20 protein-coding genes are annotated in these 26090 nt (G+C 63.4%); 10 read left to right on the forward strand and 10 right to left on the reverse strand.

Translation table 11 applies throughout. The annotated features are described in order from the left end of the window. Window positions 1-79 precede the first annotated feature (79 nt). From JQ580_RS06770 to JQ580_RS33735, 3 genes are all read right to left on the reverse strand, one after another. Complete coding sequence (locus JQ580_RS06770; protein ID WP_311982197.1) at window positions 80-2233, reverse strand: tetratricopeptide repeat protein; 2154 nt, start codon at window positions 2231-2233, stop codon at window positions 80-82. A gap of 466 nt (window positions 2234-2699) precedes the next feature. Continuing rightward, window positions 2700-3071: a hypothetical protein gene (locus JQ580_RS06775; protein WP_212278883.1), complete on the reverse strand. Its 372-nt coding sequence runs from the start codon at window positions 3069-3071 to the stop codon at window positions 2700-2702. 51 nt (window positions 3072-3122) lie between these two features. After that, window positions 3123-3383 (reverse strand): hypothetical protein, encoded by a 261-nt coding sequence (locus JQ580_RS33735; RefSeq protein ID WP_249133947.1) that lies wholly within the window; start codon window positions 3381-3383, stop codon window positions 3123-3125. Window positions 3384-3870: 487 nt separating this feature from the next. Between JQ580_RS33735 and JQ580_RS06780 the strand changes: the two genes are divergently transcribed. Together JQ580_RS06780 and JQ580_RS06785 are read left to right on the forward strand one after the other, a co-directional pair. Continuing rightward, on the forward strand, window positions 3871-6087 hold the full coding sequence (locus JQ580_RS06780; RefSeq protein ID WP_311982199.1) for an arylsulfatase: 2217 nt from the start codon (window positions 3871-3873) through the stop codon (window positions 6085-6087). 120 nt (window positions 6088-6207) lie between these two features. Beyond that, the gene (locus tag JQ580_RS06785) at window positions 6208-7302 is read left to right on the forward strand and encodes a SphA family protein (RefSeq protein ID WP_249133948.1); all 1095 of its coding nucleotides are present in this window, start codon (window positions 6208-6210) and stop codon (window positions 7300-7302) included. A 66-nt stretch (window positions 7303-7368) separates the two neighbouring features. On the opposite strand, the gene JQ580_RS06790 is transcribed toward JQ580_RS06785, so the two are convergent. Next, window positions 7369-9675 (reverse strand): NADP-dependent malic enzyme, encoded by a 2307-nt coding sequence (locus tag JQ580_RS06790; RefSeq protein ID WP_212278884.1) that lies wholly within the window; start codon window positions 9673-9675, stop codon window positions 7369-7371. A gap of 247 nt (window positions 9676-9922) precedes the next feature. Here JQ580_RS06790 and JQ580_RS06795 point away from each other — a divergent pair, with 247 nt between their 5' ends. Then, window positions 9923-11890 carry a hypothetical protein gene (locus tag JQ580_RS06795; protein ID WP_212278885.1) on the forward strand — a complete coding sequence of 656 codons (1968 nt, stop codon included), beginning with the start codon at window positions 9923-9925 and terminating at the stop codon, window positions 11888-11890. A 149-nt stretch (window positions 11891-12039) separates the two neighbouring features. On the opposite strand, the gene aspS is transcribed toward JQ580_RS06795, so the two are convergent. Further along, window positions 12040-13812, reverse strand: a complete 1773-nt coding sequence (gene aspS / locus JQ580_RS06800) for an aspartate--tRNA ligase (protein WP_212278886.1) — start codon at window positions 13810-13812, stop codon at window positions 12040-12042. 196 nt (window positions 13813-14008) lie between these two features. Here aspS and JQ580_RS06805 point away from each other — a divergent pair, with 196 nt between their 5' ends. The 6 genes from JQ580_RS06805 (at window position 14009) to rnd (ending at window position 21254) form a co-directional block, all read left to right on the forward strand. Next, complete coding sequence (locus JQ580_RS06805; RefSeq protein ID WP_212278887.1) at window positions 14009-15481, forward strand: protein adenylyltransferase SelO; 1473 nt, start codon at window positions 14009-14011, stop codon at window positions 15479-15481. Between the two features lie 203 nt (window positions 15482-15684). After that, complete coding sequence (locus JQ580_RS06810) at window positions 15685-16533, forward strand: phosphodiesterase (RefSeq protein WP_212278888.1); 849 nt, start codon at window positions 15685-15687, stop codon at window positions 16531-16533. Between the two features lies 1 nt (window position 16534). Continuing rightward, a complete protein-coding gene (locus JQ580_RS06815; protein ID WP_212278889.1) occupies window positions 16535-17485 on the forward strand; it encodes a carbohydrate ABC transporter permease in 951 nt (316 codons plus the stop codon). Then, window positions 17482-18351: a carbohydrate ABC transporter permease gene (locus JQ580_RS06820; protein ID WP_212278890.1), complete on the forward strand. Its 870-nt coding sequence runs from the start codon at window positions 17482-17484 to the stop codon at window positions 18349-18351. Before JQ580_RS06815 ends, JQ580_RS06820 begins: the two co-directional genes overlap by 4 nt. Before the next feature lie 11 nt (window positions 18352-18362). Then, on the forward strand, window positions 18363-19697 hold the full coding sequence (locus JQ580_RS06825; protein ID WP_212278891.1) for an ABC transporter substrate-binding protein: 1335 nt from the start codon (window positions 18363-18365) through the stop codon (window positions 19695-19697). 405 nt (window positions 19698-20102) lie between these two features. Further along, window positions 20103-21254 (forward strand): ribonuclease D, encoded by a 1152-nt coding sequence (gene rnd, locus JQ580_RS06830; protein ID WP_212278892.1) that lies wholly within the window; start codon window positions 20103-20105, stop codon window positions 21252-21254. Window positions 21255-21366: 112 nt separating this feature from the next. Here rnd and JQ580_RS06835 read toward each other — a convergent pair whose 3' ends face one another. From JQ580_RS06835 to JQ580_RS06855, 5 genes are all read right to left on the reverse strand, one after another. Then, on the reverse strand, window positions 21367-22749 hold the full coding sequence (locus JQ580_RS06835) for an aspartate aminotransferase family protein (RefSeq protein WP_212278893.1): 1383 nt from the start codon (window positions 22747-22749) through the stop codon (window positions 21367-21369). Window positions 22750-22959: 210 nt separating this feature from the next. Continuing rightward, on the reverse strand, window positions 22960-23130 hold the full coding sequence (locus tag JQ580_RS06840; RefSeq protein ID WP_212278894.1) for a hypothetical protein: 171 nt from the start codon (window positions 23128-23130) through the stop codon (window positions 22960-22962). A 29-nt stretch (window positions 23131-23159) separates the two neighbouring features. After that, window positions 23160-23723, reverse strand: coding sequence for an isochorismatase family protein (locus tag JQ580_RS06845; protein WP_212278895.1), 564 nt, complete (start codon window positions 23721-23723; stop codon window positions 23160-23162). Between the two features lie 25 nt (window positions 23724-23748). Beyond that, window positions 23749-24369: a GNAT family N-acetyltransferase gene (locus JQ580_RS06850; protein ID WP_212278896.1), complete on the reverse strand. Its 621-nt coding sequence runs from the start codon at window positions 24367-24369 to the stop codon at window positions 23749-23751. Further along, window positions 24356-24973, reverse strand: coding sequence for a hypothetical protein (locus tag JQ580_RS06855; RefSeq protein WP_212278897.1), 618 nt, complete (start codon window positions 24971-24973; stop codon window positions 24356-24358). Before JQ580_RS06855 ends, JQ580_RS06850 begins: the two co-directional genes overlap by 14 nt. Window positions 24974-25044: 71 nt before the next feature. Here JQ580_RS06855 and JQ580_RS06860 point away from each other — a divergent pair, with 71 nt between their 5' ends. After that, entirely contained in the window at window positions 25045-26085 is a 1041-nt protein-coding gene (locus tag JQ580_RS06860) for a LysR family transcriptional regulator (RefSeq protein WP_212278898.1), read from the forward strand. Window positions 26086-26090: the final 5 nt, after the last annotated feature.

The raw sequence follows: 26090 nt of genomic DNA on the forward strand, positions 1-26090 counted from the left end.
CAGCGGCAAGACGGCGAGTCGCTGTCTCCACGAATGGCCGTCGCCATGTCGATTCGCGAGATATCCCCTGGAACGCCTCTTATTTCGAACTGTCGATCTGGCGCCTGATCTCCCCGATTAACGCCGCCAGAGCCCGATCCTCCGGCGTGATGACCGCGAGCATTTCGGCGTAGCCCAGCGCCGCCTTTGTATCGCCGGCCGCGCGGCTGAACGAAACCAGGGCCGACAGCACGTCCCTGTTGTTGGGATGACTTTTCAGAGCCTCGTTCAGAACCTTCATTGCCTCGTCGGCCCGCCCGCCGGAATGCAGCGCCACGGCGTAGACATAGGCGTATCGCGGGCGACCCGGCTCCAGTTCGGCTGCTCTGCGCAACTCGGCGATCGCCTGGTCCGGCCGCTTCAGCCGGGTCAAGGTCAGGCCGAGCGCATGATGCGCGGCCGCGTCGGCGGGTGACGTTGCAATCGCTCGGCGGAGAACAGCTTCTCCGTCGTCCTCGCGACCGGTCTTGCGATAGAGGTCAGCCAGATTGACCGCGGCCGTCGCAGATTGGGGGCTGATCCTGAGCGCAGACTTGTACTCGATCTCCGCATCCCCGGTCTGGCCGCGCAGGGCGAGGAAATCTCCAAGGGCGGTGCGAGCCTCGGGGCGTTCGGCGTTGGCGCGCTGCGCCGCGACAAATTCCCCTGCCGCCTGATCAAAGAGGGCGCGATCACGCGCCGCCCGGCTTGCAGTCGGAACAGGCGCGAGCAGCGAGGCCGCCCTGATCCGCACCCCACGCACGGGATCCACGAGCAGCGGCGAGGCCAGCGGCCAAATCTGGCTGGTGGGCACGGATGCCAGCATGTCCAGAGCTCCGATCCGCACCATGGGATCGGGATCGGCCAAGCCTTCCCGGGCGGTCGCAAGATTCGCAGGAGAGATGCGGGAAGCGAGTTCGTCGAGTGCACTCGCGCGCGCCACGGCCGGTGCGATCTTGTCTGCGGCTAAGACGCCAAGCAGCGCGGCGGCGTCGGCCTGATCGCTGCGCGCTGCACGGAAGGCCGGCCCATAGGTCTGGAAACCCTTCCGGTCGGGCCCGAACCGTTGTTCGACTGCTGCGGCGGCCCATTGGGCCGGCTTGTCGCTATGGCAGTCGTTGCATGCGTTCGGAGTTTCCAGCTTGATCGAAAGATCGGGTCGCGGAACGCGGAAGGCGTGATCGTGACGTGGGTCAATCATCATATAGGTGCGCGACGGCATGTGGCACGACATGCAGGTTGGCACCTGATCGGCGCTGACGTGATGGCGATGCTTCGCATCAGCATATTTTTCGGACGCATGGCATTGCAGGCAGACGCCCTCGCCGGAGACTCGGAGCTTTGCGCTGTGCGGCTCGTGACAATCACTGCAGGTGACGCCGGCGGCAAACATCTTGCTCTGCTTGAACGGCGTATAGTTGTAGGGTTCCTCCCCATCTCGGATCTGGCCATCGACATGATAGGTGGTCCGCGTCAGCGCCTCGACGACATGCGTCTGGGACAGCGACTGACCTGGTACCCAAACCTCGCTGAAGCTGGCGCGGCGCGCGTGGCATAACCCGCATGTCTCGACCTCCTTTCGCAGCGCAGCCGGCGCGGCCGAACGCTTCGCATTTCCGCTCTGCGGATCGATCGGCCACGTGGCGCTAAGCCGTTCGTCGAACCGAACCAGCAATCCCTTGCTCGAATCCTCACGCTTGCCAAACGGCCACCAACTCTGCTGGCTCCGCGCCCAGGATACGTGAGCGGAGCCCTGCCCATGACAGGCCTCGCAGCCGACGCTGATTTCCGCCCAAGTGGTCGCGAAGCGATCCGTCGCGGCGTCATAGTGCTTGCGCAGACCGGTCGAGTGGCACTCCGCGCACATGAAATTCCAGTTCTGATTCAGCTTGGTCCAATGCAGGACGTCGTCGTGCTTGATCGCTTCATCGGGATGGAGATGGAACCAGCGTTGGCCGCCCTTACCCTGCGGTCGGCTATCCCAGGCGAGTGACAAGGCCTGAATTCTCCCATCTGGAAATTCGACCAGGTATTGCTGCAGCGGCTCGATGCCGAAGGTGTATTTCACCTCGAAAGTACCCAGCTCGCCGTCGGAGCCGTCGGTCTCGATCATGAATCTTCCGTCATCGCGGAAAAAGCGCGAACGCACGCCGAAATGGTCGAGGCTTTTGTCGTTGAAATCGCCGAGCACGGTCTTGTCCGTCGCATGCGCCATCGCGGCCTTGTGCTGCGACTTGTCCCACAGTTTGGCTTCGGCCTGGTGGCAGCCGGCGCAGGCTTGGCTGCCGACATAGGTTGCGACGGATGTGGCTGGCGCTTCCGACGTTGGCCCGCTGATGCCGGGAAGGAGGAAGGCGAGACCTAGACCGAGAATGGCTGCAACTGCGCCGACGGTCACAATCCAGAGATGGCGCTTCGACGAGGGGATGGCTTCTGACGTGCCGCCGGCAGCGGGTGCAGCCCCTGCCAGCGAGGCGCCACCGGCAGCCATTTTCCGTGATGCTTTGGTGCGGGATTTCCGTCGTTTGCCTGCCAACGACAGCCTCCTCAACGCTCGCCGAGTGGCGATCGAGCATCCTGCATCGGGATCGCCGCACGTATGATCGGCCGCCTTTCCATCAAGTCAAGAAGCACATCGGATCAAAAGTGTCTCGGCCAAAGCGGCGTCGCGTCCTGCAGCCTCATTTCTTATTCCGGTTCTTGCTGGCGCCTCTGAGAGCGGTCGTGGGGGCGAGCGATTTGGCGAAGTCTGTCATCTGCAGGCACGTCAGCAGGTCAACGTAACTATCGCTTCCGCCCGCGGTCGCCTCGCCTTCGCACTGATTTCTGACCTGGTCGGAATTGGTCAGCCAAACGGAAGCCAGTTGCTGTTGCGCTGCATCCTCATCGCGCATGCAATCGTCGTAGGACTGGGCCAGATCCAGGCCCATCGCCTTGTCGGTTGCGACGGTCGCCTTACAGGTGGCCTCGACATTGAGCCTCGGTACGCGATCGCTTACGGGGGTCACCAATAAATCTGCAAGCATCGCCAAAGACAGCAGTGCAATCTTCATGACGTCTTTCTCCCAACAGCCCTGATGATTGAAATCGGAGTTTTGGGGCCCTCAACGCCTGCCGACGCGGTTCACGGGACCGCCACGATTCATCGGCGTTCCGACCCGCACTCCAACGCCTGGTGCACCGACGCCGGGGGCAACTACGGCTCGCGCAACCGGCCGCGGCCGTAGCACGACGCCGGGCCTGACGATGCAGCCGACGGGATACTCGACGTATTGACAGTATACGACCGCAGCGGCCTTTTCGGTGCTCGCCACCAAGCATCCAGCGGTTGCCAGAACAGCAGCTAACGCAATTGCGGACTTCATATTGGCCTCCCTCGTTTCGGAATGGCCAGAATGGTCCTCAAGTCGAGTTGCATCTTGATGCAGCTCAAGCGCAGTTGGACGCCGACCGATGACAAGATCGCTCGCAAAATCGGGCGGTCCACTCTGCGAACACATCAGTGATGCTGACGCAAATGGTGTTTGCTCTCCTCGGCGTTGATGTGAATCAAACCCAAGTCCTGCAATGGCTGCAATGATGTACGATGCGCACCTTTCATGCGGGGAGCATTTCACCATGAATTTGCACCGAACATTCTTCATGCTGAGCTTGACGTGCATTGTTTCGGCCGGGGCACTGGCGGGGCCAGCGAATGCCCAGCAGCCGGTGCCGGCAAGCGTCGTGCTTCCGACTGATCGCTCGAACTTGCCGATTCCCGAACCTCAATATCCGCACAGCACGGTGCTCGACGCTCGCAACGCAACGCCTCCGGCGCGGTTCGAGGTCAAGGCTCCAGCCAGGGCCCCTAACGTGCTTATCGTATTGATCGACGATATGGGCTTCGGCCAGTCGAGCGCGTTCGGCGGGCCTATCCAGATGCCGACGGTAGAGAGCCTTGCCAATTCGGGACTGCGCTACAACGAGTTTCACACAACGGCGCTTTGTTCGCCGACGCGCGCCGCGCTGTTATCAGGCCGCAATCATCACATGAACAACATGGGCTCGATCACGGAAACCGCGACTGCTTTTCCCGGACAGACCGGGCAGCGTCCCGACAGCGTCGCCCCGCTCGCAAAGATGCTGCGACTCAATGGTTACAGCACGGCGGCGTTCGGCAAATCGCACGAAACCGCAGCATGGGAGGTGAGCCCGTCCGGACCGACCGACCGTTGGCCGACCCGCTCCGGCTTCGACAAATTTTACGGCTTCCTCGGGGGCGAGACCAACCAGTGGGCGCCGTTGCTCTATGACGGAATGACTCAGGTCGAGCCATCGACGGATCCGAACTATCATCTGATGACGGACATGACCAACCAGGCGATCGACTGGATGAGCTACCAGAAATCGCTGACCCCGGATAAGCCGTTCTTCATCTACTTCGCACCGGGCGCGACGCATGCGCCGCATCAAGTCCCGAAGGAATGGATCGCCAAATACAAGGGCAAGTTCGACCAAGGCTGGGATGCGTTGCGCGAGGAAACGCTGGCGCGACAGATCAAGCTTGGCGTGGTACCCGCTGGCACAAGGCTGGCCCCGAAGCCCGAGGCAATCAAGGATTGGGCTACGCTGAACGCGGACGAGAAGAAGCTGTTCGCGCGGCAGATGGAGGTCTTCGCTGGATTTGGCGAGTACGCCGACACGGAGATCGGTCGGCTGGTCGACGCTGTCAAGGCAACCGGTCAACTCGATAATACGCTGATCTTCTATGTCGTCGGCGACAACGGTGCGAGTGCCGAAGGCGGCATGAACGGGCTGTTCAGCGAGATGACCTACTTCAATGGTGTCAGCGAAAGCGTCCGGGACATCCTCAAGCATTACGACGAACTCGGCGGCCCTTCGACCTATGGTCATTACGCGGCCGGATGGGCGGTCGCTGGCGACACGCCCTTTACGTGGACCAAACAAGTTGCGTCCAGCTACGGCGGCACCCGCAACGGGATGGTCATTCATTGGCCCAGGGGAATTGCGGCCAAGGGCGAGGTGCGCTCGCAGTGGCACCACGTCATCGACATTGCACCGACCATTCTTGAAGCAGCCGGTCTGCCCGAGCCAAAGAGCGTCGACGGCACGCCACAGACCCCGATCGAGGGCGTGAGCATGCTCTATAGTTTTGCCGATCCGAAGGCTCCGAGCACGCATCTTACCCAATACTTCGAGATATTCGGCAATCGTGCCATCTATAATGACGGCTGGCTCGCCGGTACGGTTCACAGGGCTGCCTGGGAACGTAAGCCGCGACGACCGCTCGAACAGGACGTCTGGGAACTCTACGACACCCGGTCGGACTTCAGCCTGACCAACGATCTCGCCGCGAAGAACCCCGACAAGCTCAAGGAGATGCAGGACCTCTTTCTCAAGGAAGCGGTCAAGTACCAGGTGCTGCCGCTTGACGATCGAATGGAGGAGCGCGTCATCGCCTCGATGGTCGGCCGGCCCGACCTGATGGCCGGCCGAACCTCCTTGACCGTTCACCAGGGAATGATCGGCATGTCGGAAAACGTCTTCATCAGTCTGAAGAACCAGTCGCACAGCATTACCGCCGATCTGGACATCCCGAAGGGTGGCGCCAATGGCGTGATCATCGCCCAGGCCGGCCGGTTCGGGGGCTGGAGTCTCTACCTCAAGGACGGCAAGCCGACCTACACCTACAATTTCCTGGGGCTGCAGCGCTATACGGTGGCTGCCAAGCAGACGCTGCCGGCGGGTAAAGGCACGCTGCGCTTCGAGTTCGCCTACGACGGCGGCGGCATCGGCAAGGGCGGCGTCGGTACGATCCTGTTCAATGGCAAGCCAATCGCTACCGGCCGCATCGACAAGACCCAATGCTGCATCTTCTCCGCGGATGAAGGCGCCGATGTCGGTGCCGATGAAGGTACCCCGGTCACGGAGGCCTACAAGGTGCCGTTCAAGTTCACCGGAAAGATCGAGGCCGTGACCATCGAGCAGAAGGAAATGAAGCGAGCCGACCGCGATGACGCCGCACAAGCCCGCAAAGCGGCGGTATTGAAGAAGGGCCTTTCCGATTGAAGAAGCGGTCGGCGCGCGACATCGAAATCGCGCGCCGCAGGAAAGCTTCAGGCGGAATGATCGACGCCGTCGGTCACTCTTTGTGTTGTGGCGGGAAGCCTTGGGGAATCAACTGGCATCATGATCGAGCGTGGGGGGCGACCAATGCAACGCGATAGATCGGCACACAGATCCGGATTCCCGCGGTTAAGCGCCGTTCTCGCGACCTCCGCCGTTGCGTTGCTTTCCTCGCAGATCGCCCGTGCCGACGAGAGTGGAATTTCGTTCTGGCTGCCGGGATTGTACGGGAGCCTCGCCGCCACTCCCGCCACACCGGGCTGGTCGATTGCCGCCATCTACTACCATACAAGCGTTAATGCGTCGGGGGCGGCTGCTGCGGCACGGGAATTTCAGGTTGGGAGGTTCTCTCCGACCATCAACATCAATCTCAATCTGGCCTTGAGTGGTCAGGCCGATCTGATGTTCATCGCGCCGACCTATACGTTTGCGACGCCCGTGCTCGGTGGCCAATTGTCGGCCACTCTGGCGAGCGTTTACGGTAGAAATTCCGCAAGCCTTGCCGGCACGTTGACGGCAGCTGCCGGACCGATCGTCACCACACGCAATGGATTTCTCGAAGACGCGCTCGTCTCCTACGGCGATCTTTATCCGACCCTTAAGCTGAAATGGAATAGCGGCGTTCATAACTATATGGCCTACGCTGCTGGCGACATTCCCGTCGGCGACTACAATCCCAACCGGCTGGCCAATGTCGGCATCGGCCATGGGGCCATCGATTTCGGCGGCGGCTACACTTATCTGAACCCGGCGACGGGCACGGAGTTCTCGGGCGTCGGCGGCTTTACCTATAATTTCAAGAATTCCGACACCCAATACCAGAGCGGTATCGATTTTCATCTGGACTGGGGCGTGTCGCAGTTCCTGTCCAAGCAGGTCTTCGTCGGCTTCGTTGGCTACGCCTATCAGCAGATTACCGACGATTCAGGGCAGCCCGCCGTTCTCGGCGGCTTCCGCTCGCGAGTTTTCGGTGTCGGTCCGCAGGTCGGATATATTTTTCCGATCGGCAGCAATCAGGCATTTCTTGGCCTGAAAGGATATGGCGAGTTCGACGCGGCGAACCGGCCGTCGGGCTGGAACACGTGGCTGACGTTCTCGATTTCGGAGGCCGCTCCCGCCAGCACGGTGACTCCGACCCGACACAAAGTGTCGAAATAGACGAGTTGCTGCGCTCGAATTCGCCCCTCCCGGCAAGGCGGCAAGCTCAAGCACCGATGCCGCCTTTTACGTAAACAACGTCGGCTGCCGCGCGGCGCGCTCCTGAGCTTCCACAACTGCGACTGCGGTCATGTTGAGGATGCCGCGTGCCGTCACCGAGGGGGTGAGGATATGTGCCGGGCGCGCCGGCCCGATCAGGATCGGGCCGACGGGAAGCGCATCCGCCAGCGACTTGATCATCTGATAGGCGACGTTGGCGGTGTCCAGCGTCGGCATGATCAGTATGTTGGCCTCGCCCTCGAGATTGGAGTGCGGCAATACCATTTTTCGCGCGGCCGCCGACAGTGCGGTGTCGCCCTGCATCTCGCCGTCGGCCTCGAGCTCCGGATGCTTGTCCTTGAGCAGCTGGGTCGCGCGGCGCATCTTGCGAGAGGAATCGGTGTCGTAGCTGCCGAAATCCGAATGCGAGACGAAGGCGATCTTCGGCTTGATGTTGAAGCGCTGGACGTGGACCGCGGCGAGCGATGCGATCTCGGCGAGTTCTTCCGCGCTGGGATTGGGCCGCACTTGCGTGTCGGCGATGAAGAAGGCGCCCTTGCTGGTGATCAGCAGCGCAAGCGCCGCGTAGTCGCTGATGCCGGGGCAAAAACCGACGATCTCCCTGACATGGCGCAGATGGCTCATGTAGCGACCCTCGACGCCGCACAGCATCGCGTCCGCCTCCCCTCGCGTCACCGCGAGCGCGGCGATCACCGTGTTGTTGGTGCGCACCACGGTGCGCGCCGCATCCGGCGTCACGCCGCGGCGGCCGGCGACCTCGACATAGGACTGCACGTAGGAGCGGTAGCGCGGATCGTCCTCGGGATTGACGAGGTCGAAATCCTTGCCGGCGCGGATCGACAGGCCGAAGCGCTTGATGCGAGCGTCCACGACGGAAGGACGGCCGACCAGGATGGGCCGCGCCAGGTTTTCCTCCAGCACCACCTGCGTGGCGCGCAGCACGCGCTCGTCCTCGCCTTCGGCGTAGATCACGCGCACAGGCTGGGTCTTGGCCTTGGCGAACACCGGCTTCATGACGAGGCCGGAGCGGAAGGCGAAGCGCTCCAGCAGCGCGGTGTATTCGTCGAAATTGGTGATCGGCCGCGTCGCGACGCCGGATTCCATTGCCGCCTTCGCCACCGCCGGCGAGATGCGCAGGATCAATCTGGGATCGAACGGGCTCGGGATCAGCGAGCCCGGGCCGAAGCCTTGCGTCTCGCCGGTGTCGAAACCCTGCGCGACGGCATCCGACGGCGCCTCGCGCGCGAGCTGCGCGATGGCTTCGACGGCCGCGAGCTTCATCTCCTCGTTGATGGCGCTGGCGCCGACATCGAGCGCGCCGCGGAAGATGAAGGGGAAGCACAGGACGTTGTTGACCTGGTTCGGGTAGTCGGAGCGGCCGGTGCAGATCATCGCGTCGGGGCGCACCTTGCGCGCCTCCTCCGGCATGATCTCCGGCGTCGGATTGGCGAGCGCCATGATCAGCGGCTTGTCGCCCATCGCCTTGGCCATCTCCGGCTTGAGCACGCCCGGTGCCGAGAGCCCGATGAAGATGTCGGCGCCGCCGATGACGTCGCCGAGCGTGCGCTTGTCGGTTTTCTGCGCATAGACCGCCTTCCAGCGGTCCATCGTGGTGTTGCGGCCTTCGTGAACGAGGCCATCGATGTCGCACACCCAGATGTTCTTGCGCTGCGCGCCCATCGACACGAGCAGATTGAGGGTCGCGATCGCAGCAGCCCCTGCGCCCGACGCCACGATCTTGACGTCTGAGAGCTTCTTTCCGTTGAGTCGCAGGGCGTTGGTGACGGCGGCGGCGACGATGATGGCGGTGCCGTGCTGATCGTCATGGAAGACCGGGATCTTCATGCGCTCCTTGAGCTGCGCCTCGATCTCGAAGCATTCCGGCCCGCGGATGTCTTCCAGATTGATGCCGCCGAAGGTCGGCTCCAGCGCCGCCACCGTTTCGACCACGCGCTCGATGGTGTCGGCGGCGATCTCGATGTCGAACACGTCGATGCCGGCGAACTTCTTGAACAGGACCGCCTTCCCTTCCATCACCGGCTTGGAGGCCAGCGGGCCGATATTGCCGAGGCCGAGCACGGCGGTCCCGTTGGAGACCACGGCGACCAGATTGGCGCGGGTGGTGAGCGTGGCGGCTTCCGCCGGATTCTTGGCGATCTCGGTGCAGGCCGCGGCAACGCCCGGAGAATAGGCCAGCGCGAGGTCGCGCTGGTTGGCAAGCGGCTTGCTTGCCTGGATCTCGAGCTTTCCAGGGCGCGGCAGACGATGGTAGGCGAGCGCCGCCTGGTGGAGATCATCAGAATAGGACGACATGCGGTCTCTCGCTTCGCGTTACCGGCCTCAAAATGCACGATCCGAAAGCGGCTGTCCAAGCGGACCGAATTTCCGGGTCATGGAAACGGGATGAAGCACGGCGGGCGCCCCGGTGGCAACATCCGATTGCTCCCCCATCAACAGGGCGCGCGGTCAAATATCTGATAGCGCTAGCTTTCCCTGGACCGCGGGGCCTTTCCCGAATATGCCGGGTTGCGCAGTGCGGAATGAGCAACTGGAGCAGGGAATGAAGCGTGTCCTGATCGGCCTGATAGCAGTCATCGCGCTCACCGCGGGCGGGTGGTTCGGCTTCAATCTCTATGTCCAGCACCGCGCGACGAACGAGGTCGAGGCGGCTTTCGAGCAGATCCGCACAGGCGGGGGCAAGGCGAGCCACGGCAAGATCGGGTTCGAGCTTGCGACCCGGACACTGACGATTGAGGACATCACTGTCGAGCCCGCCCAGCCGCAGCTCGCCACCGTCAAAGTCGCAAAGCTCACGGCCGTCGGCATCCGCCAGCCGGATGAGGCCCGTTTCTCGGCCGACAGCCTGGAAGTGGCAGGGGTTGAGGTCGCGTTCACCGCTACCGAGCGGACGAAGCTGAAAGCGAGCTACAAGATCCCGCAGATCAGCGCCCGCGACTTTTCCGGCCCGACCCGTGCAGCTGGAGCCTCGCTGTCCGGCTCGATCGTCGACATGTACCGGTTCATGCTCGCGCAGTACGCGACCGTGTCGGCGTCGTCGATCGCCGTGCCAACCATTGCGGTCAACGTCGACGCGGGCACCGGCAATGCCGGCAGCGGCGATTATGTCTATTCCGGTCTGTCGGTTCAGAACGTCAACCGCGGCAAGATCGAAGCGGCAAAGACCGACCGCATCACCTATTCGATCGACCTGGCCCAGCCTGGCAAGCCCGCGAAGATGACCGGCGATCTGTCCGGCTTGGCCGTCCTCGACTTCGACGCAACCGCTGTGAGGGCTGCGCTCGAACAGCAGGGATCGAGTGACGATACTCTCCATAGGATCTACCGGCGCATCTCGGCCACTTCCTACTTGTTGACTTTGGCGCCGGACGTGCGCGTGCAGATCGACGGCTTTACATTCGACGACATTGCGATCCAGCCGTCGAAATTCCGTCCCGCCGAGATCATCGCGCTTGTGCCGTCCGACGGCTCGATCCCGACACCGGCGCAGTCGCGCGACATGATCGCGAAGGTCGCCGATTTCTTCGAGGGCTTCCAGATCGGCAAGGTCGAAATCGGCAAGCAGACGGTCGAGACGCCGCAAGGAACCGGACGGCTCAGCGCCATCAAATACGATGAAGACACCATCGCGTTGGAAGGCCTCGACATGCCGCTGCCGCAAGGGCAGCTCAAGATGGATCGCTTCGCGCTGAAATCGTTCAGCGCGGCCAACCTGATGCGCTGGGCGGCAAGCCTCGGAACGCCAGGACAGCCGCCCTCGCCGGACCAAATGCTCGGCCTATTTCACGTGCTTGCAGGCGCCGAGATCAAGGGCGTGGCGGTGCCCTACAGGAACACGCGGCAGCTCGTCACGATCGATACGATCAGCCTGAACTGGGGCCAACTGGTCGGGTCGATCCCAAGCAAGGCCAATCTGGCCGTGAAGATGGTCGCCCCTACCGACCCCTCCAATCCGGCGCAGCTGCCGCTCACCATGGCCGGCATCGACAAGCTGGCGATCAACCTCGACCTCGGCGCGGCCTGGACGGAATCGTCAGGCGCATTTGCGCTGGCACCGGCCACGCTCGATCTCGGCAACCTCGCCAAAGCGCAGGTCAGCGTGGCTCTCGCCAAGGTGCCGCGCGGCATGTTCACGACTGATCCCGCCCAGGCCATGAGCCAGGCGGCGCAGGTTGAGACCGGCGCGCTCGAGCTTTCCTTGCGCGACAGCGGCGTCGTCGATCTCGTCGTCGCGCAGTTCTCGCGCATGCAGAACGTCAGCCGCGACGCCGCCCGCAACGCCATCGTCGCAATGATCAGGGCCCAGGGCGAGCAGATCGCGGCCTCCAATCTCGATGTCAGGGCGGCGGCGGATGCCCTTGCTGGCTTCGTCGAGACCTCAGGCCAGACGCTCACCATCAAGCTAACGCCGTACGGGAAGCTGCCTGTGCTTCAGCTCATGGACGTCCTCAACAATGAGCCGATCATCGCGCTGGCGCAGTTCAGGATCGAAGCGTCGACGGGGTTGTAGGACAAGCTCTCTCGGGTCTTGGACGCGCTGCGGCACGCCGTGACGCGGCAAAGAGCCGGGACCTAGCAAGCTGCCGAAGCTCCGAATGCATAGGCCCCGGCTCTGCAGCGCACCGCTTCGCGATGCGCTGCGTCCGGGGCACGAGACCTTTACTTCTGCGGCAGGTTGACCCGCACGTGCAGCTCGCGGAGCTGTTTTGTCGTGGCTTCCGACGGCGCGCCCATCAGGAGATCCATCGCCTGCTGGTTCATCGGGAACAGCGAGATTTCGCGCAGATTGTTGGTGCCGCAGAGCAGCATCACGATGCGGTCGACGCCCGCGGCCATGCCGCCATGCGGCGGCGCGCCGTACTGGAACGCGCGGTACATGCCGCCGAAGCGGTCGACCACTTCCTGCTCGCCGTAGCCTGCGATCTCGAACGCCTTCACCATCGCTTCCGGCACGTGGTTGCGGATGCCTCCCGAGGCGATCTCGTAGCCGTTGCAGGTGATGTCGTACTGGAACGCCTTGATGGTCAGCGGGTCCTGGCCCTTCAGCGCGTCGAGGCCGCCCTGCGGCATCGAGAACGGGTTGTGCGAGAAGTCGACCTTCTTGTCTTCCTCGTTGTACTCGTACATCGGGAAGTCGACGATCCAAGCGAGCTCGAACCGCTCCTTGTCGGTAAGGTTCAATTCCTCGCCGACCTTGTTGCGGGCCAGACCTGAGAACTTCCAGAACTTGTCGGGATCGCCGGCGACGAAGAAGGCGGCATCGCCCTCCTTGGTGCCGATCTGCGCACGGATCGCAGCCGTGCGCTCGGGGCCGATGTTGTTTGCAAGCGGACCTGCGCCCTCGCCGCCCTCGCGCCACATGATGTAGCCGAGTCCGGGCTGGCCCTCGCCTTGCGCCCACGAATTCATGCGGTCGCAGAAGGCGCGGCTGCCGCCGCCCGGTGCCGGAATTGCCCACACCTGGTTCTTGGGATCCTCGAGCATGCGCGCGAACACCTTGAAGCCGGAGCCGCGGAAGTGCTCGGAGACGTCCTGCATCTCGATCGGGTTGCGCAAATCCGGCTTGTCGCTGCCGTATTTACGCAGCGCCTCGGCGAACGGAATGCGGCGCCAGTTCTTGCTCACCGGCTTGCCCTTGGCGAACTCTTCGAACACGCCCGTGATCACCGGCTCCATGGCCGCGAACACGTCTTCCTGCGTCACAAAACTCATCTCGACGTCGAGCTGATAGAACTCGCCGGGCAGACGATCGGCACGCGGGTCCTCGTCGCGGAAGCAGGGCGCGATCTGGAAGTAGCGGTCGAAGCCCGACATCATCAGCAGTTGCTTATACTGCTGCGGTGCCTGCGGCAGCGCGTAGAACTTGCCGGGATGGATGCGCGATGGGACGAGGAAGTCGCGCGCGCCTTCCGGCGAGGACGCAGTCAGGATCGGCGTATTGAACTCGAAGAAGCCCTGCCCCTCCATGCGCCGGCGCATCGACTTGATGATCTCGACGCGGGTCATGATGTTCTGGTGCAGCTTCTCGCGGCGCAAATCGAGGAAGCGGTATTTCAGCCGGATGTCTTCGGGATATTCCTGGTCGCCGAACACCGGCAGCGGCAGGTCGCCGGCCGGCCCCAGCACCTCGATCTCGGTGACATAGATCTCGATCTTGCCGGTCGGCAGATCGTCATTGTCGGTGCCTTCGGGGCGGCGGCGGGCCTTGCCGTCCATCCGCACCACGAATTCCGAGCGCAGCTTCTCGGCCTGCGCGAAGGCCGGCGAGTCCGGGTCGACCACGCACTGGGTCAGGCCATAATGGTCGCGCAGGTCGATGAACAGCACGCCGCCATGGTCGCGAACGCGATGGACCCAGCCTGACAGGCGGACCGTCTCGCCGATGTTGCTCTCGCGGAGCGCGCCGCATGTATGTGACCGGTAGCGATGCATGGTCGTCCCAAAAATGATGTCGGAGGAAACGAATCGGACGACCTGTCACGGCCGGTCCGAGATTGCGGCAGGGTTTACCCGACGAGGCCGGAGGCGGCAACCAAGGGAAAGCCCTGTTTTGGGCCGGAAGCGTCCAATTTTGCCCAATCCGGGCCCGTCCCTTTGCCATCAGCCGTTCCAGCCCTATCTTGAGGGCATGACAGTGCATTTCCCCTTCCAGAACTCCTATTCGGCGCTGCCGGACAGCTTCTTCGCCCGCGTCGCGCCGACCCCGGTCGCGGCCCCCCGGCTGATCAAGTTGAACCGGCCGCTGGCGCTCCAGCTCGGGCTTGATCCAGATTTGCTGGAGACCCCCGAAGGCGCGGCGATCCTGGCCGGCAAGACGGTTCCGGATGGCGCCGATCCCATCGCCATGGCCTATGCCGGTCACCAGTTCGGGCATTTCGTGCCCCAACTCGGCGACGGCCGCGCCATCCTGCTCGGCGAGGTCATCGACAAGGACGGCGTCCGCCGTGACATCCAGCTCAAGGGTTCGGGTCCCACCCCGTTCTCCCGCCGCGGCGACGGCCGCGCCGCGCTCGGACCCGTGCTGCGCGAATACATCGTCAGCGAAGCCATGTTCGCGCTGGGCATTCCGACCACACGCTCGCTCGCCGCCGTCGTCACTGGCGAGCACGTGATGCGCGAGACCGCGCTTCCTGGCGCGGTGCTGACGCGTGTCGCCTCGAGCCACATCCGGGTCGGCACCTTCCAGTTTTTCGCCGCCCGCCGCGATACCGAGGCGGTCCGCCGGCTCGCCGACCACGTGATCGTCAGACACTATCCGGAGCTGCGCAACGCGGAGCGGCCCTACCACGCCCTGCTCGCCGGCGTCGTCGCGCGTCAGGCCGATCTCGTCGCACGCTGGCTGCTGGTCGGCTTCATCCACGGCGTGATGAACACCGACAACAGCTCCATTTCCGGCGAGACCATCGATTACGGCCCCTGCGCCTTCATGGACGCCTACAATCCTTCGCAGGTGTTTTCGTCGATCGACGAGATGGGGCGCTATGCCTACGCCAACCAGCCACGCATCGCGCTGTGGAATCTGACGCGCCTCGCCGAATGCCTGCTGCCGCTGTTTTCCGACGAGCAGGAGAAGGCGGTCGCCGAAGCCCAGGACATTCTCGGCGCCTTCTCCGACCAATTCAGCGCCGCCTATCAGGCCGGCCTGCGCAGGAAGGTCGGCTTGTTCACGGAGCGTGACGGCGACGAGGCGCTGATCCAGGACCTGCTGGATGCCATGGCCAAAAACCAGGCCGACTTCACCCTCACCTTCCGCAAGCTTGGCGATGCCGCCGTTGATGACAGCGCGGATGCGCGTGCGCAGTTCATGGAGCCCGCAGCCTTCGACGAATGGGCCGGCCGCTGGCGCGCGCGTATCGCGCTGGAGCCGCAAGGCGCTTCCGAGCGCCAGGCCGCGATGCACGCCGTCAATCCCATGTTCATCCCGCGCAACCATCGCGTCGAAGCGGTGATCCAGACCGCCGTCGACGATGACAATTACGCGCCGTTCGAGGAACTGGTGAAGGTGCTGGCCAAGCCGTTCGACGATCAGCCCGAGTATGCCGCCTACGCCGACCCGCCGCTGCCGGACCAGCGGGTGCTGCAGACGTTCTGCGGGACGTGAGGCGGGTACGGCCCTCACTACGATTCCCTAAATTATGTGCTGCGTGGATCGCGCCTTGCGCGATCCGTTGCTGTCCCGCGGACCCTGTGGACACATCCCGAGCGCCGGAACCGCTGTCATCAAACTGAAACACTCACGCTCTAACCGCCTGTCAGGGTCGTCTTGCCGGAGACGTCCGTTCTCCAACACCCCTGACAAGCGCCATGCCCTTCAAGTTCATCCACATCACCGACACGCATCTGGCGAATCCCGGCTCGACCCTCTACGGCCTCGACCCGCGCGCCCGGCTGGACGCGGCGATCGCCGACATCAACACGCATCAATCAGACGCCGCCTTCGCGGTGGTGACCGGCGATCTCACCCATTGGGGCGAGGCTGACTCCTACGCCAATTTCGCCGACGCGATGGCCGCGCTGAAGATGCCGTACATCGCCATGGTCGGCAATCACGACCGGCGCGTCACCTGCCTCGATAGCCTGAAGGCCGCGCCGCGCGATTCAAACGGCTTCGTGCAGGGTACGCGCACCACCGAGCACGGCCTGTTCGTCTTCCTCGACACGCTGGACGAGACCAGCCACGCCGGCGAGATGTGCCCCAAGCGCTTCGACTGGCTTGCAAAGACGCTCGCGGCTGCGCCCGACGACCAGCAATTCGTCGTGTTCATGCATCACCCGCCCTTTCCGGTCGGCGTCCATGCGATGGACGAGATCGGCCTGAAACAGAGCGCGGAGTTCGCCGAGCTGATCGCGCCCTATCGCTCCCGCATCCGCCATCTCTTCTTCGGTCATGTGCACCGTCCCATCTTCGGCAGCTACGGCAAGATTCCCTTCTCCACCCTGCGCGGCACCAACCATCAGGTCTGGTTCGAGCTCGACGCCGGCGCGCCGCATTTGGCCAGCCACGAGCCGCCCGCCCATGGCGTGGTGCTGATCGACGACGACAACCTGGTCGTCCACAGCCACGACTTCCTCGACACCAGTCTGCGCTTCCCATTCGAGCCGCCGGCAGGGGTGGACGGCCGCGACTATGCACTCAACTTTCCGGCGCGGTGAGATGAGCCTCGCCGGACCCGCGGCTCTTCCGGTCGCGACCTCGGCGGCGCCGCGCCTGGACTTGCCGAAGCGCCTCTTCACGCGCTTCAGAGCTTCGCTGCCCGCCTATCTCCTGTTGCTGCCCTCGCTGGTCTTTCTCGCGCTGTTTACCTATGGCGCGATGGGCCGCGTGTTGATCGATGCGCTCTACCAGCGCGCCACGCCGAAGGCCCCGGTCCGCTTCGTCGGTCTCGACAACATCAGCGCCGTGCTGGCCGACCCCGCCTTCACCGGCGCGGTCGTCAACAATCTCATCTATGCCGTCGGCACGGCGATCCCGAGCATCGGGCTGGCGCTCTTGTTCGCGCTGACGCTGTCGCGCACCCATGCCGTGAGCAGCGCGCTGCGCGCCGCGCTGTTCCTGCCGGTGCTGATCCCGATGGTCGCGGCCTCCGCGCTGTTCATGTTCATCTTCCTGCCCAATGTCGGCCTGCTCGACTATTATATCGGCCGGCTGATGCCGGTGCTGCCGAACTGGCTCGGCGATCCCGACATCGCGCTTTACGCGATCATGATCATCACGATCTGGAAGAACGCCGGCTATTACATGCTGTTCTTCCTCGCCGGCCTGCAGGCGGTGCCCGAAGACGTGATGGAAGCCGCGCATCTCGACGGCGCCGGGCCTTACCAGCGCCTGCGCCATATCATTCTGCCGGAGCTCAAGCCCACCTTCCTGTTCGTCATCGTCATCGCGATCCTCAACGCGGTGACGCAGGTCGACCACGTCTTCGTCATGACCCAGGGTGGACCGTCGAATTCGACCAATCTCGTGCTGTTCTACATCTACCAGCAGGCGGTCGAGCATTACGACGTCGGCAAGGCCTCGGCCGCGACGCTGCTGACGCTCGCGGCATTGATGGGCCTCACCGCGCTCTCCTTCCGCACCATGGCCAACCGCGAGGGCGGGCCATGAAGCTGATCGACTGGCTCACCAAGGACGCGCCGCTCGCCACACGCGGCGAGATCACGTCCAAGCTCGGCTTCCTGCTGACCATGCTGCTCGCGATCGTCTGGCTCATCCCCTTCGTGTGGATGGTCGTCGCGACGCTGCGCCCGGCCTCCGACGGCATCAACGCCATGGCCGAGCTTATGCCGAGCCTGAAGCCGACGCTCGACAATATCAAAGACGCCTGGGAGATCGGCGATTTCCCGCGCTACACGCTCAACACCACGATCATCTGCGCCGGCATTCTGCTGGTGCAGTTCGTCACGATCACGCTGGCGGGCTTTGCCTTTGCGCGCCTCGACTTCGCCGGCAAGTCAGTGATCTTCTATCTCTTCCTGTTGCAGCTGATGCTGGTGCCGGTGCTGCTGATCGTGCCGAATCTCAGCCTCGTGGCGCGGCTCGGCCTCTACGACACGCTCGCCGGCGTGATGATGCCGTTCTTCGCGTCCGCCTTCGGCACCTTCCTGATGCGCCAGGCCTTCGAGGCGATTCCGACCGAGCTCGAAGATGCCGCCCTGATCGACGGCGCCAGCCTGCTCCAGCGCATCCGCCACATCTACGTGCCGCTGTCGATGCCGAGCTTCTCGGCTTTCGCCATCATCTCGGTCACCAGCCACTGGAACGACTTCCTGTGGCCGCTGATGGTGATCAATTCGCCAGACAAGCGGCCGCTCACGGTCGGGCTCTCGGTCTTCACCAAGACCGCCGAGGGCACACAGGCCTGGGGCACCATCGCCGCCGGCACGCTGATGGTGATCGCACCGCTGCTCGTCACGTTCCTGATTTTCCAGAAGCGCTTCATCAGCTCTTTCGTCACCTCAGGCATCAAATAGGAGATTCTTCGATGCTGTTTTCCCGCAGGCTCATGTTCGGCCTCGCCATTGCAGGCACGATGGCCGGCGCCCTCGCAGTCCCGGCCCTTGCCGGCGAAGGCCCGACCGAGATCGATCTGTTCTTTCCCGTCCCCGTCGACGGCAAGCTCGCCCGCGACATGGGCACCCTGATCAAAGAGTTCAACGAAGGTCACCCTGACATCAAGGCGACCGCCGTCTACACCGGCTCCTACGACGACACGCTGATCAAGACTCGCGCCGCGATCAAGGCCGGCAAGCCGCCGTCCGCCGTGATCATGTCGGCGAACTTCCTGCTCGACATGCAGATCGAGAACGAGCTGACCAATCTCGATGCCCTGATCAAGGCCGACGGCACCACCAAGGAGCAGTTCCTTGGCCAGCTCTTTCCCGCGCTGCAGGGCAACGCGGTGATCAACCGCTCGGTCTACGGCGTGCCATTCCACAATTCGACGCCGTTGCTCTACATCAACGCCGACAAAGCCAAGGAAGCCGGCCTCGATCCGGAGAAGCCGCCGCAGACCTGGGCCGAGCTCACCGACTGGGCCAAGAAGCTCACCAAGCGCGAGGGCGACAAGGTGACCCAATGGGGCATCGCGATCCCCTGCGCTTACGACTATTGCGGCTGGATGATGGAAACGCTCACCATGAGCAATGGCGGGCGCTACTACAACGAGGAGTTCGGCGGCGAGGTCTATTACGACACGCCCTCGATGCTGGGCGCGCTGACCTGGTGGAATGACCTCGTCACCAAGCACAAGGTCCACGCCCCCGGCGCGACCCCTGGCCCTGCCGTCAGCACCTCCTTCATCTCGGGCAATGCCGCGATGATGATGCTATCGACGGGCTCGCTGACTTACGTGCGCGACAACGCCAAGTTCGCCTACAAGGTCGCCTTCATCCCGCGCAACGTCCGCAACGCCGTGCCGATCGGCGGCGCCTCGCTGATCGTTCCGGCAGGGCTCGAGGCCGACAAGCAGAAGGCCGCCTGGACGCTGATCAAGTGGATGACCTCACCCGAGAAGAGCGGCTGGTGGAGCCGCGCCACCGGCTATTTCGCGCCGAACATGGCGGCGTACAAGACGCCCGAGATGGTCGAGTTCCTGAACAAGAACCCGGACGCCAAGACCGCCGTCGAGCAGCTCGACGTCGCGAAGCCCTGGTTTGCGACCTACAAGACCGTGCCGGTGCGCAAGACGCTGGAGGACGAGGTGATGCTGGTCCTCAACGGCAAGAAGCAGCCGAAGGAGGCCCTCGCCGCCGCGCAGAAGGCTGCAGACGAGACGCTGAAGCCGTACAACGCTGAGACGTCGCTGAAGCTGCCGTAAGGGCTGCTGCAACGGCAAACAAACATCGGCGCTCCGCCCGGCGGGGCGCCGAATTCGTTTCGGCCCCCCGTTAACCCCCCGTCCACCATCCGCCCGGCCGCTGCGCCGGTAACCATTGCAATTAACAGACCCTCAACGCACCCCCGACAAATTTACCTATGTTTCTGGAGGTTTCGCCGTGGATCTGTTGGTTTTCGAGTTCCTGGGATTGGCGCTGGTCGCCATGTGCGTCGTCGTGGTGGCGTTGCCCTGCGCCCGCAAATCCTCGAACCGGGTCCGTTACGAATAGGAATTTCGTCGGAAAAAGCGATTCCGGCCCGAATGCAAGGCTCGAATTCGCACTGAGCCCCTTGACATCACAGCACTTTCGGCAGATCGGCTGATAGCAAGTGTCATGGGCCGTTCATGGATTTGATTACCACCACCGCTGACCTCGCGGCTGCCTGCAGCCGGCTTGCCAAGCACCCCGTCATTACCGTCGATACCGAGTTCCTGCGCGAGACCACCTATTACCCGCTGCTATGCGTGGTGCAGATGGCCAGCGCCGAGGAGGCCATTGTCGTCGATACCCTGGCCGAGGGCATCGACCTCAAGCCGTTCTTCGAGCTGATGGCCAACGAAGCCGTGCTGAAGGTCTTCCACGCCGCCCGCCAGGACATCGAAATCATCTGGCACCAGGCCAACATCATCCCGCACCCGGTGTTCGATACCCAGGTTGCCGCGATGGTGCTGGGTTACGGCGACAGCATCGCCTACGACGCCCTGGTCGAGAAGGTCACCGGCCACCGCCCCGACAAGACCCACCGCTTCACCGACTGGTCGCGCCGCCCGCTGACCAAGGAACAGATGCATTACGCGGTGTCCGACGTCACGCATCTGCGTGACGTGTTTGCAGCGCTCGACGCCGATTTGAAGAAGCGCCGCCGCAGCGAATGGGTTTCCATCGAGATGGAGGTCCTGACCTCTCCCAAGACCTACGACTTCCACCCGGAGCGTGCCTGGGAGCGGCTGAAGACGCGGGTGCGCAAGCCGAAGGATCTCGCGGTCCTGATGGAGGTCGCAGCCTGGCGCGAGCAGGAGGCGCAGAGCCGCGACGTGCCGCGCGGCCGTGTGCTGCGCGACGAGGCCGTCAGCGACATCGCCACTCATGCGCCGAACACGGTGGAGAAGCTCGCAAACCTGCGCTCGGTGCCGAAGGGCTTTGAGAAATCCAAATGGGGCGCGGACATCGTCGCCGCGGTCACGCGCGGACTGGCACGCGATCCTGCCACGCTGCCGAAGCTGGAGAAGCCGCGCAACAACAACAATGGCGCGGCCATTGTCGAACTGTTGAAGGTGTTGCTGCGCATGACGGCCGAAAAGCATGCAGTCGCCAGCAAGGTGATCGCGACGGTGGACGATCTCGAAGAGATCGCAGCCGACGACGAGGCCGACGTCCCCGCCTTGCGCGGCTGGCGCCGCGAGCTGTTCGGCGATGCCGCCTTGAAGCTCAAGCGCGGTGAGCTGGCGCTGGCGGTCGAGAAGGGCCGCGTGATCGGGGTTCAGCGGGCCGAATAGGCAAACTCGTCTTGCACCTTCATTGCGAGCGAAGCGAAGCAATCCAGACCGTATCCACGGAATTGTCTGGATTGCATTGTCGCTTCGTTCCTCGCAATGACGAGCAGAAAGATTACGCCGGCGTCAGCTTCGTCACTTCCGCCTTCATGTCATTGAGCACGCCTGAAATCGCGGCGATGAGGTCGTCGATCTGCGCCTTGGTGACGATCAGCGGCGGGCAGATGGCGATGGCGTCCAGCATGTTGCGCGAGATCACGCCGCGTTCCTGGAGCATGCGGCTGGCCATGCCGCCGACCGCACCGGGCGTCGCCGCGGCCGTCTTGCGCCCCTTGTCGAGCACGAGCTCGATCGCCGCGATCAAGCCGACGCCGCGGACCTCGCCGACCAGCGGATGGCTGGTGAGCTCACGCAGCTTGCCCTGCATGTAGCCGCCGAGCTCGGCGGCATGCGCGACCAGGCCGCGCTCCTCGATGATCTTGAGGTTTTCCAGCGCAATCGCCGAGCCGACCGGATGGCCGCCCGCGGTGAACCCGTGGCCGAGCACGCCGATCTTGTTGCTCTCGTCCGCGATCGGCTCGAACATGCGCTCGTTCATGATGATCGCCGACAGCGGGAAATAGCTCGAGGTGATCTGCTTGGAGACGACCATCGCGTCCGGCTTGATGCCGTAGGTCTCGCAGCCGAACATCCTGCCGGTGCGGCCGAAGCCGCAGATCACCTCGTCGGCGACCAGCAGGATATCGTACTTCTTCAGGACCGCCTGGATCTTCTCCCAATAGGTCTTCGGCGGCACGACGACGCCGCCCGCGCCCATCACCGGCTCGCCGAAGAAGGCCGCGATCGTATCCGGTCCCTCGTTCTGGATCAGCGCATCGAGTTCCTCGGCCCGGCGGGTCGCAAAGGCTTCCTCGCTCTCGCCAGGGGCGCCGTCCTTGTAGAAATGCGGCGAGCCCGTATGCAGGATGTGCGGCAGCGGCAGGTCGAACGAGCGGTGGTTGTTTGGCAGGCCGGTGAGGCTGGCCGAGGCAATGGTGACGCCGTGATAACCGCGGATGCGGCTGATCACCTTCTTGCGCTGCGGTTGGCCGAGCGCGTTGGAGCGATAGGCAATCAGCTTGAGCACGGTGTCGTTGGCTTCCGAGCCGGAATTGGTGAAGAACACCTTGCTCATCGGCACGGGCGCCAGCGCCACCAACTTCTCGGCGAGGTCGATCGAGGGGCCGTGCGATTTGGAAGAGAATGTGTGGTAGAACGGCAGCGCTTGCATCTGCTTGTGCGCGGCCTCCACCAACCGCTTCTCGCTGAAGCCGAGCCCGACGCTCCACAAGCCCGACATCGCCTCGAAATAGCGCTTGCCCGACGCGTCGAATACGTAAGGCCCCTCGCCGCGCTCGATCACCAGCGGACCGGCCTGCTGATGCGCGCGCGCATTGGTGTAGGAGTGGAGCTGGTAGGCCACATCACGGGCTTCTTGCGAATTGGGCAGCATCGACATTTGCGCAGATCCTTGAAAGCGTCACGTCGCAGGCAGAGCCGGCGTCATCACGCGATGATCAATGACCTTGGCTATTGCGACAACACGGAACTTGCAACGCCAATTCGTCGGCAGCAAGCGCTCAGCAGCGATGCACAAAGGTGCACGCGACCACGCTGCACGTGACAAAACCGCCCATGGCGGTCCTGACCAAGCAGCCCCTGGAGCAGCTCACGCCGCGTCGTCGTCATGTCCGCCGTCAGCGCCTGCAGCGGCTTCCCACACCTCCACCAGCGCCATCGAAAGCAGATAGACCGTGGTCGGTAAACCAAGCCCGCGCGCCCTCTCGGCCGCACGCGACAGATCGCTCGCCAGCTCCTTGAGCTCGTCTCCCCGCGACACTTTCCACCCCATCCGCCGGTCGCGGCCGTCTACACCGCAACGGCGCCGCTGGTTCTGAGCAGTTCGGCGCTGAGCTGGATTGTAGCAAAATTCCCGATGACATTCACTACCGCATGCTTATAGGCGGCAGCATCGCCCGTTCCAGGCTGACGGCAAGCCACGGCGTCGGCGACCACATGGTAGCGATGACTGCGGTGAAACCCATCGGCGGCGGTGGCCAAAATGGTCTCGTCCAGGGAGAAACCGACCAGAATGCAGCGCACAGCGCGGATATTGGACGTGTAATCCACGAACCGCGACGAGCTATAAGCGGATGGCAGCGGGTGATCGAACGTCAGCTCTCCCGGCCGCGGCCTGGTCGCCGCGATCCAATCGGTCAGCCTCGATGCCGGATTGAACCAGGCAGCCTGCGCGATGCGCTTCAGATGCATCACCGGCCAGAGATTGCCGCGCCACAGGGTGAGGAGTTCCAGGCAGCGCGACGTGACCGCGTCGCCGTCGAGGATGACGTGGCGACGCCCGGGGGTCAGATATTCGACCTGGAGATCCGCGCAGACCAGGATCGGCGGATCATCATGGATGGAAGCCAGCATTGTCTTGCGCAGAGCTGCACCAGTTTCAACGGTCGGCGAGCGCGAGATCCCGCAGCGGTGAGGTCACGGCCCGCCCTGCCGAGGCGTCGAGCACGCCCGGCCGGTCCCAATCGCCCTCGGGACGGATGATCACGTAGGGATCGCTGTCCAGCGTGATTGCGTCCGGGCCCGGCTCGATTTCCAGCAGCATTTCCGTGTAGGAAAAATCCGAGAAGGTGACCTTGCGATTGTGGCCGAGCGGCTTGGCGCCGAAATGGGCCCAGAAATCGACCAGCCTGTCCTGTGCCTGGCCGTAGATCTTGCGAAAGCCCTTGCGCTTCACGTAGTCGACGCTGGCCTGCACCAGCTTGAATGACACGCGTGAACGCCGGTATTGGTGACGCACCGCAAGCCGCTCCACCTTGGCGAAATCGCCGAAAAAGCGCACCCGCAGACAGCCAGCGGGCTCGTTGCCGACGAAGCCGATGAAATGGGCCGCGACCATGTCATTGCCGTCGAACTCTTCCTCGAACGGACAATCCTGCTCGGCGAGATAAACCGCGGAACGGATGGCCGTGATGAGCATGAGATCGTTGGGATCGCGCGCAAGACGGACGGAGATGGCGCGGGAACTGGGTTTGGCGAGAGGAATCCTAGTACCGTGCATCTGCAAAACTCCTTGCCTGGATGATCGCGCCCGGCATCCGCAGCGGCTGGCGATGCCAGGGCCGCTCGTAGCACCAGAGGTCGGGCTGGAAGCTCGGGATCGGCGCAAAGCCGGTCGCCTTCATGATGTCGCGTCCGGCCACCGTTGACGGCTGCGCATAGCAATCGGCGTTGCGAAACCTTAGCTGTCGCAGATGCGCTGCAGCCTTGCCGAGACCGGCGATACCGCGTCCTGTCGCCGCGATCGCCCAAAGGTAGATGGCTGCGACCTCTTCGTTCGCGGAAGCGAGATAGTGCGTCTCGGGCGCGGTGAGGCAGATCTCGTCGAGCAGCAACGCATCGTGCCCGCGCTCGTTGAGAAACAGGAAAGCCATGCCGCCGACGAGATCGCCCTTGCGTTTGAACGTCAGAATGCTCTCGGGATCGAACGAGAAGTAATGCGCAAGCTCGGCCGTCCCGATCCGCACACCCGGCACCAGCCGGTGTGCCATCTGCGAAAGCTCGGCAATTTCGGAAAATTGTGCGCAGCGAACGTCCACATTCTCGCTCAGCGGCAAGGCGTCGAAATCATGCCTTGCGGCAAACGAGCCCCTTTCCATAGCCATATCACGCCTCTATCGTCCGGGGCTTTCGTACCCCGCTCTGCCAATGAGCTTAGCGGCTGGGGATCAGGAGTATGCAGCAGTTATTGCACCGGGGTGCTGCGATGATGCAGCACCGTGAAGAAGCCCTGGATGCGTCCTGGGATGATTTGAAGCTGTTTTTAGCGTGCGCAAAATATAAAAGTTTTCGCAATGCCGCCGAAGAGCTCGGCCTCACCTCCACCACGCTTATGCGCCGGGTCGACCGGCTCGAAGAGAGCATCGGCTGCAAACTGTTCCTGCGCGACCAGAGCGGGCTCACGCTCAGCGATGAAGGCACCGCGATGATCGCCGACGTTGCGCATATGGAGCGTCATGCCTTCAACGTCTTTCGGCGCGCCTCGCGGTCATCGAACGACACTGCCGGCACCGTGCGCGTTGCGGTGACCGAAGGCCCCGGCAATTTCTGGATCCTGCCGCGACTGATCGACTTCCAGAAGACCTACCGCAAGATCACCGTCGATTTGCGTTGCGCGATGGAGCAGGCCGACGTCGCGCGACTTGAATCCGACATCGCGATCCAGCTCGAGCCTCCGACCAATCCCGACCTGATCGTCGCCAAGCTCGGTCGTCTCCACATCTATCCTTTCGTCTCCAAGGAGTACGAAAGCCTCTACGGCGTGCCGACGACGCTCGCCGAACTGAACAACCACCGCATCATCAAGCAGAGCGCCCCACAGGTCGACGACGGCGCCTACGCCCGCGTGCTCGGACTGAAGTCGCTCGAGGGCATCGTCGGGATCAAGACCAATTCCTCGGTCGGCGCGCTCTATGCCGTCGAGCGCGGCGCCGGCATCGGCTTCCTGCCGACGGTCTCGATCGCGCTCGGCGCGCCGCTGATCGCCGTCGATCTCGGCGTCAGTCACCACGCCGACCTCTGGCTCACCTATCACAAGGAGTTCCGAACCTCCGAGCGCCACAAGATCGTGATCGACTGGCTGAAGAAGATCTTCGATCCCAAGACCTATCCCTGCTTTCGCGACGAATTCATCCATCCGAACGCGCTGGTGCCGATGATGACGGCCGCTCGCGAGGGATTTGGATTGACGGGATATGTCGCGGCGACGCCGACCTAGCAGGC

The organism is Bradyrhizobium sp. SZCCT0148 (assembly GCF_018129985.1).
Lineage (GTDB): Bacteria > Pseudomonadota > Alphaproteobacteria > Rhizobiales > Xanthobacteraceae > Bradyrhizobium > Bradyrhizobium japonicum_H.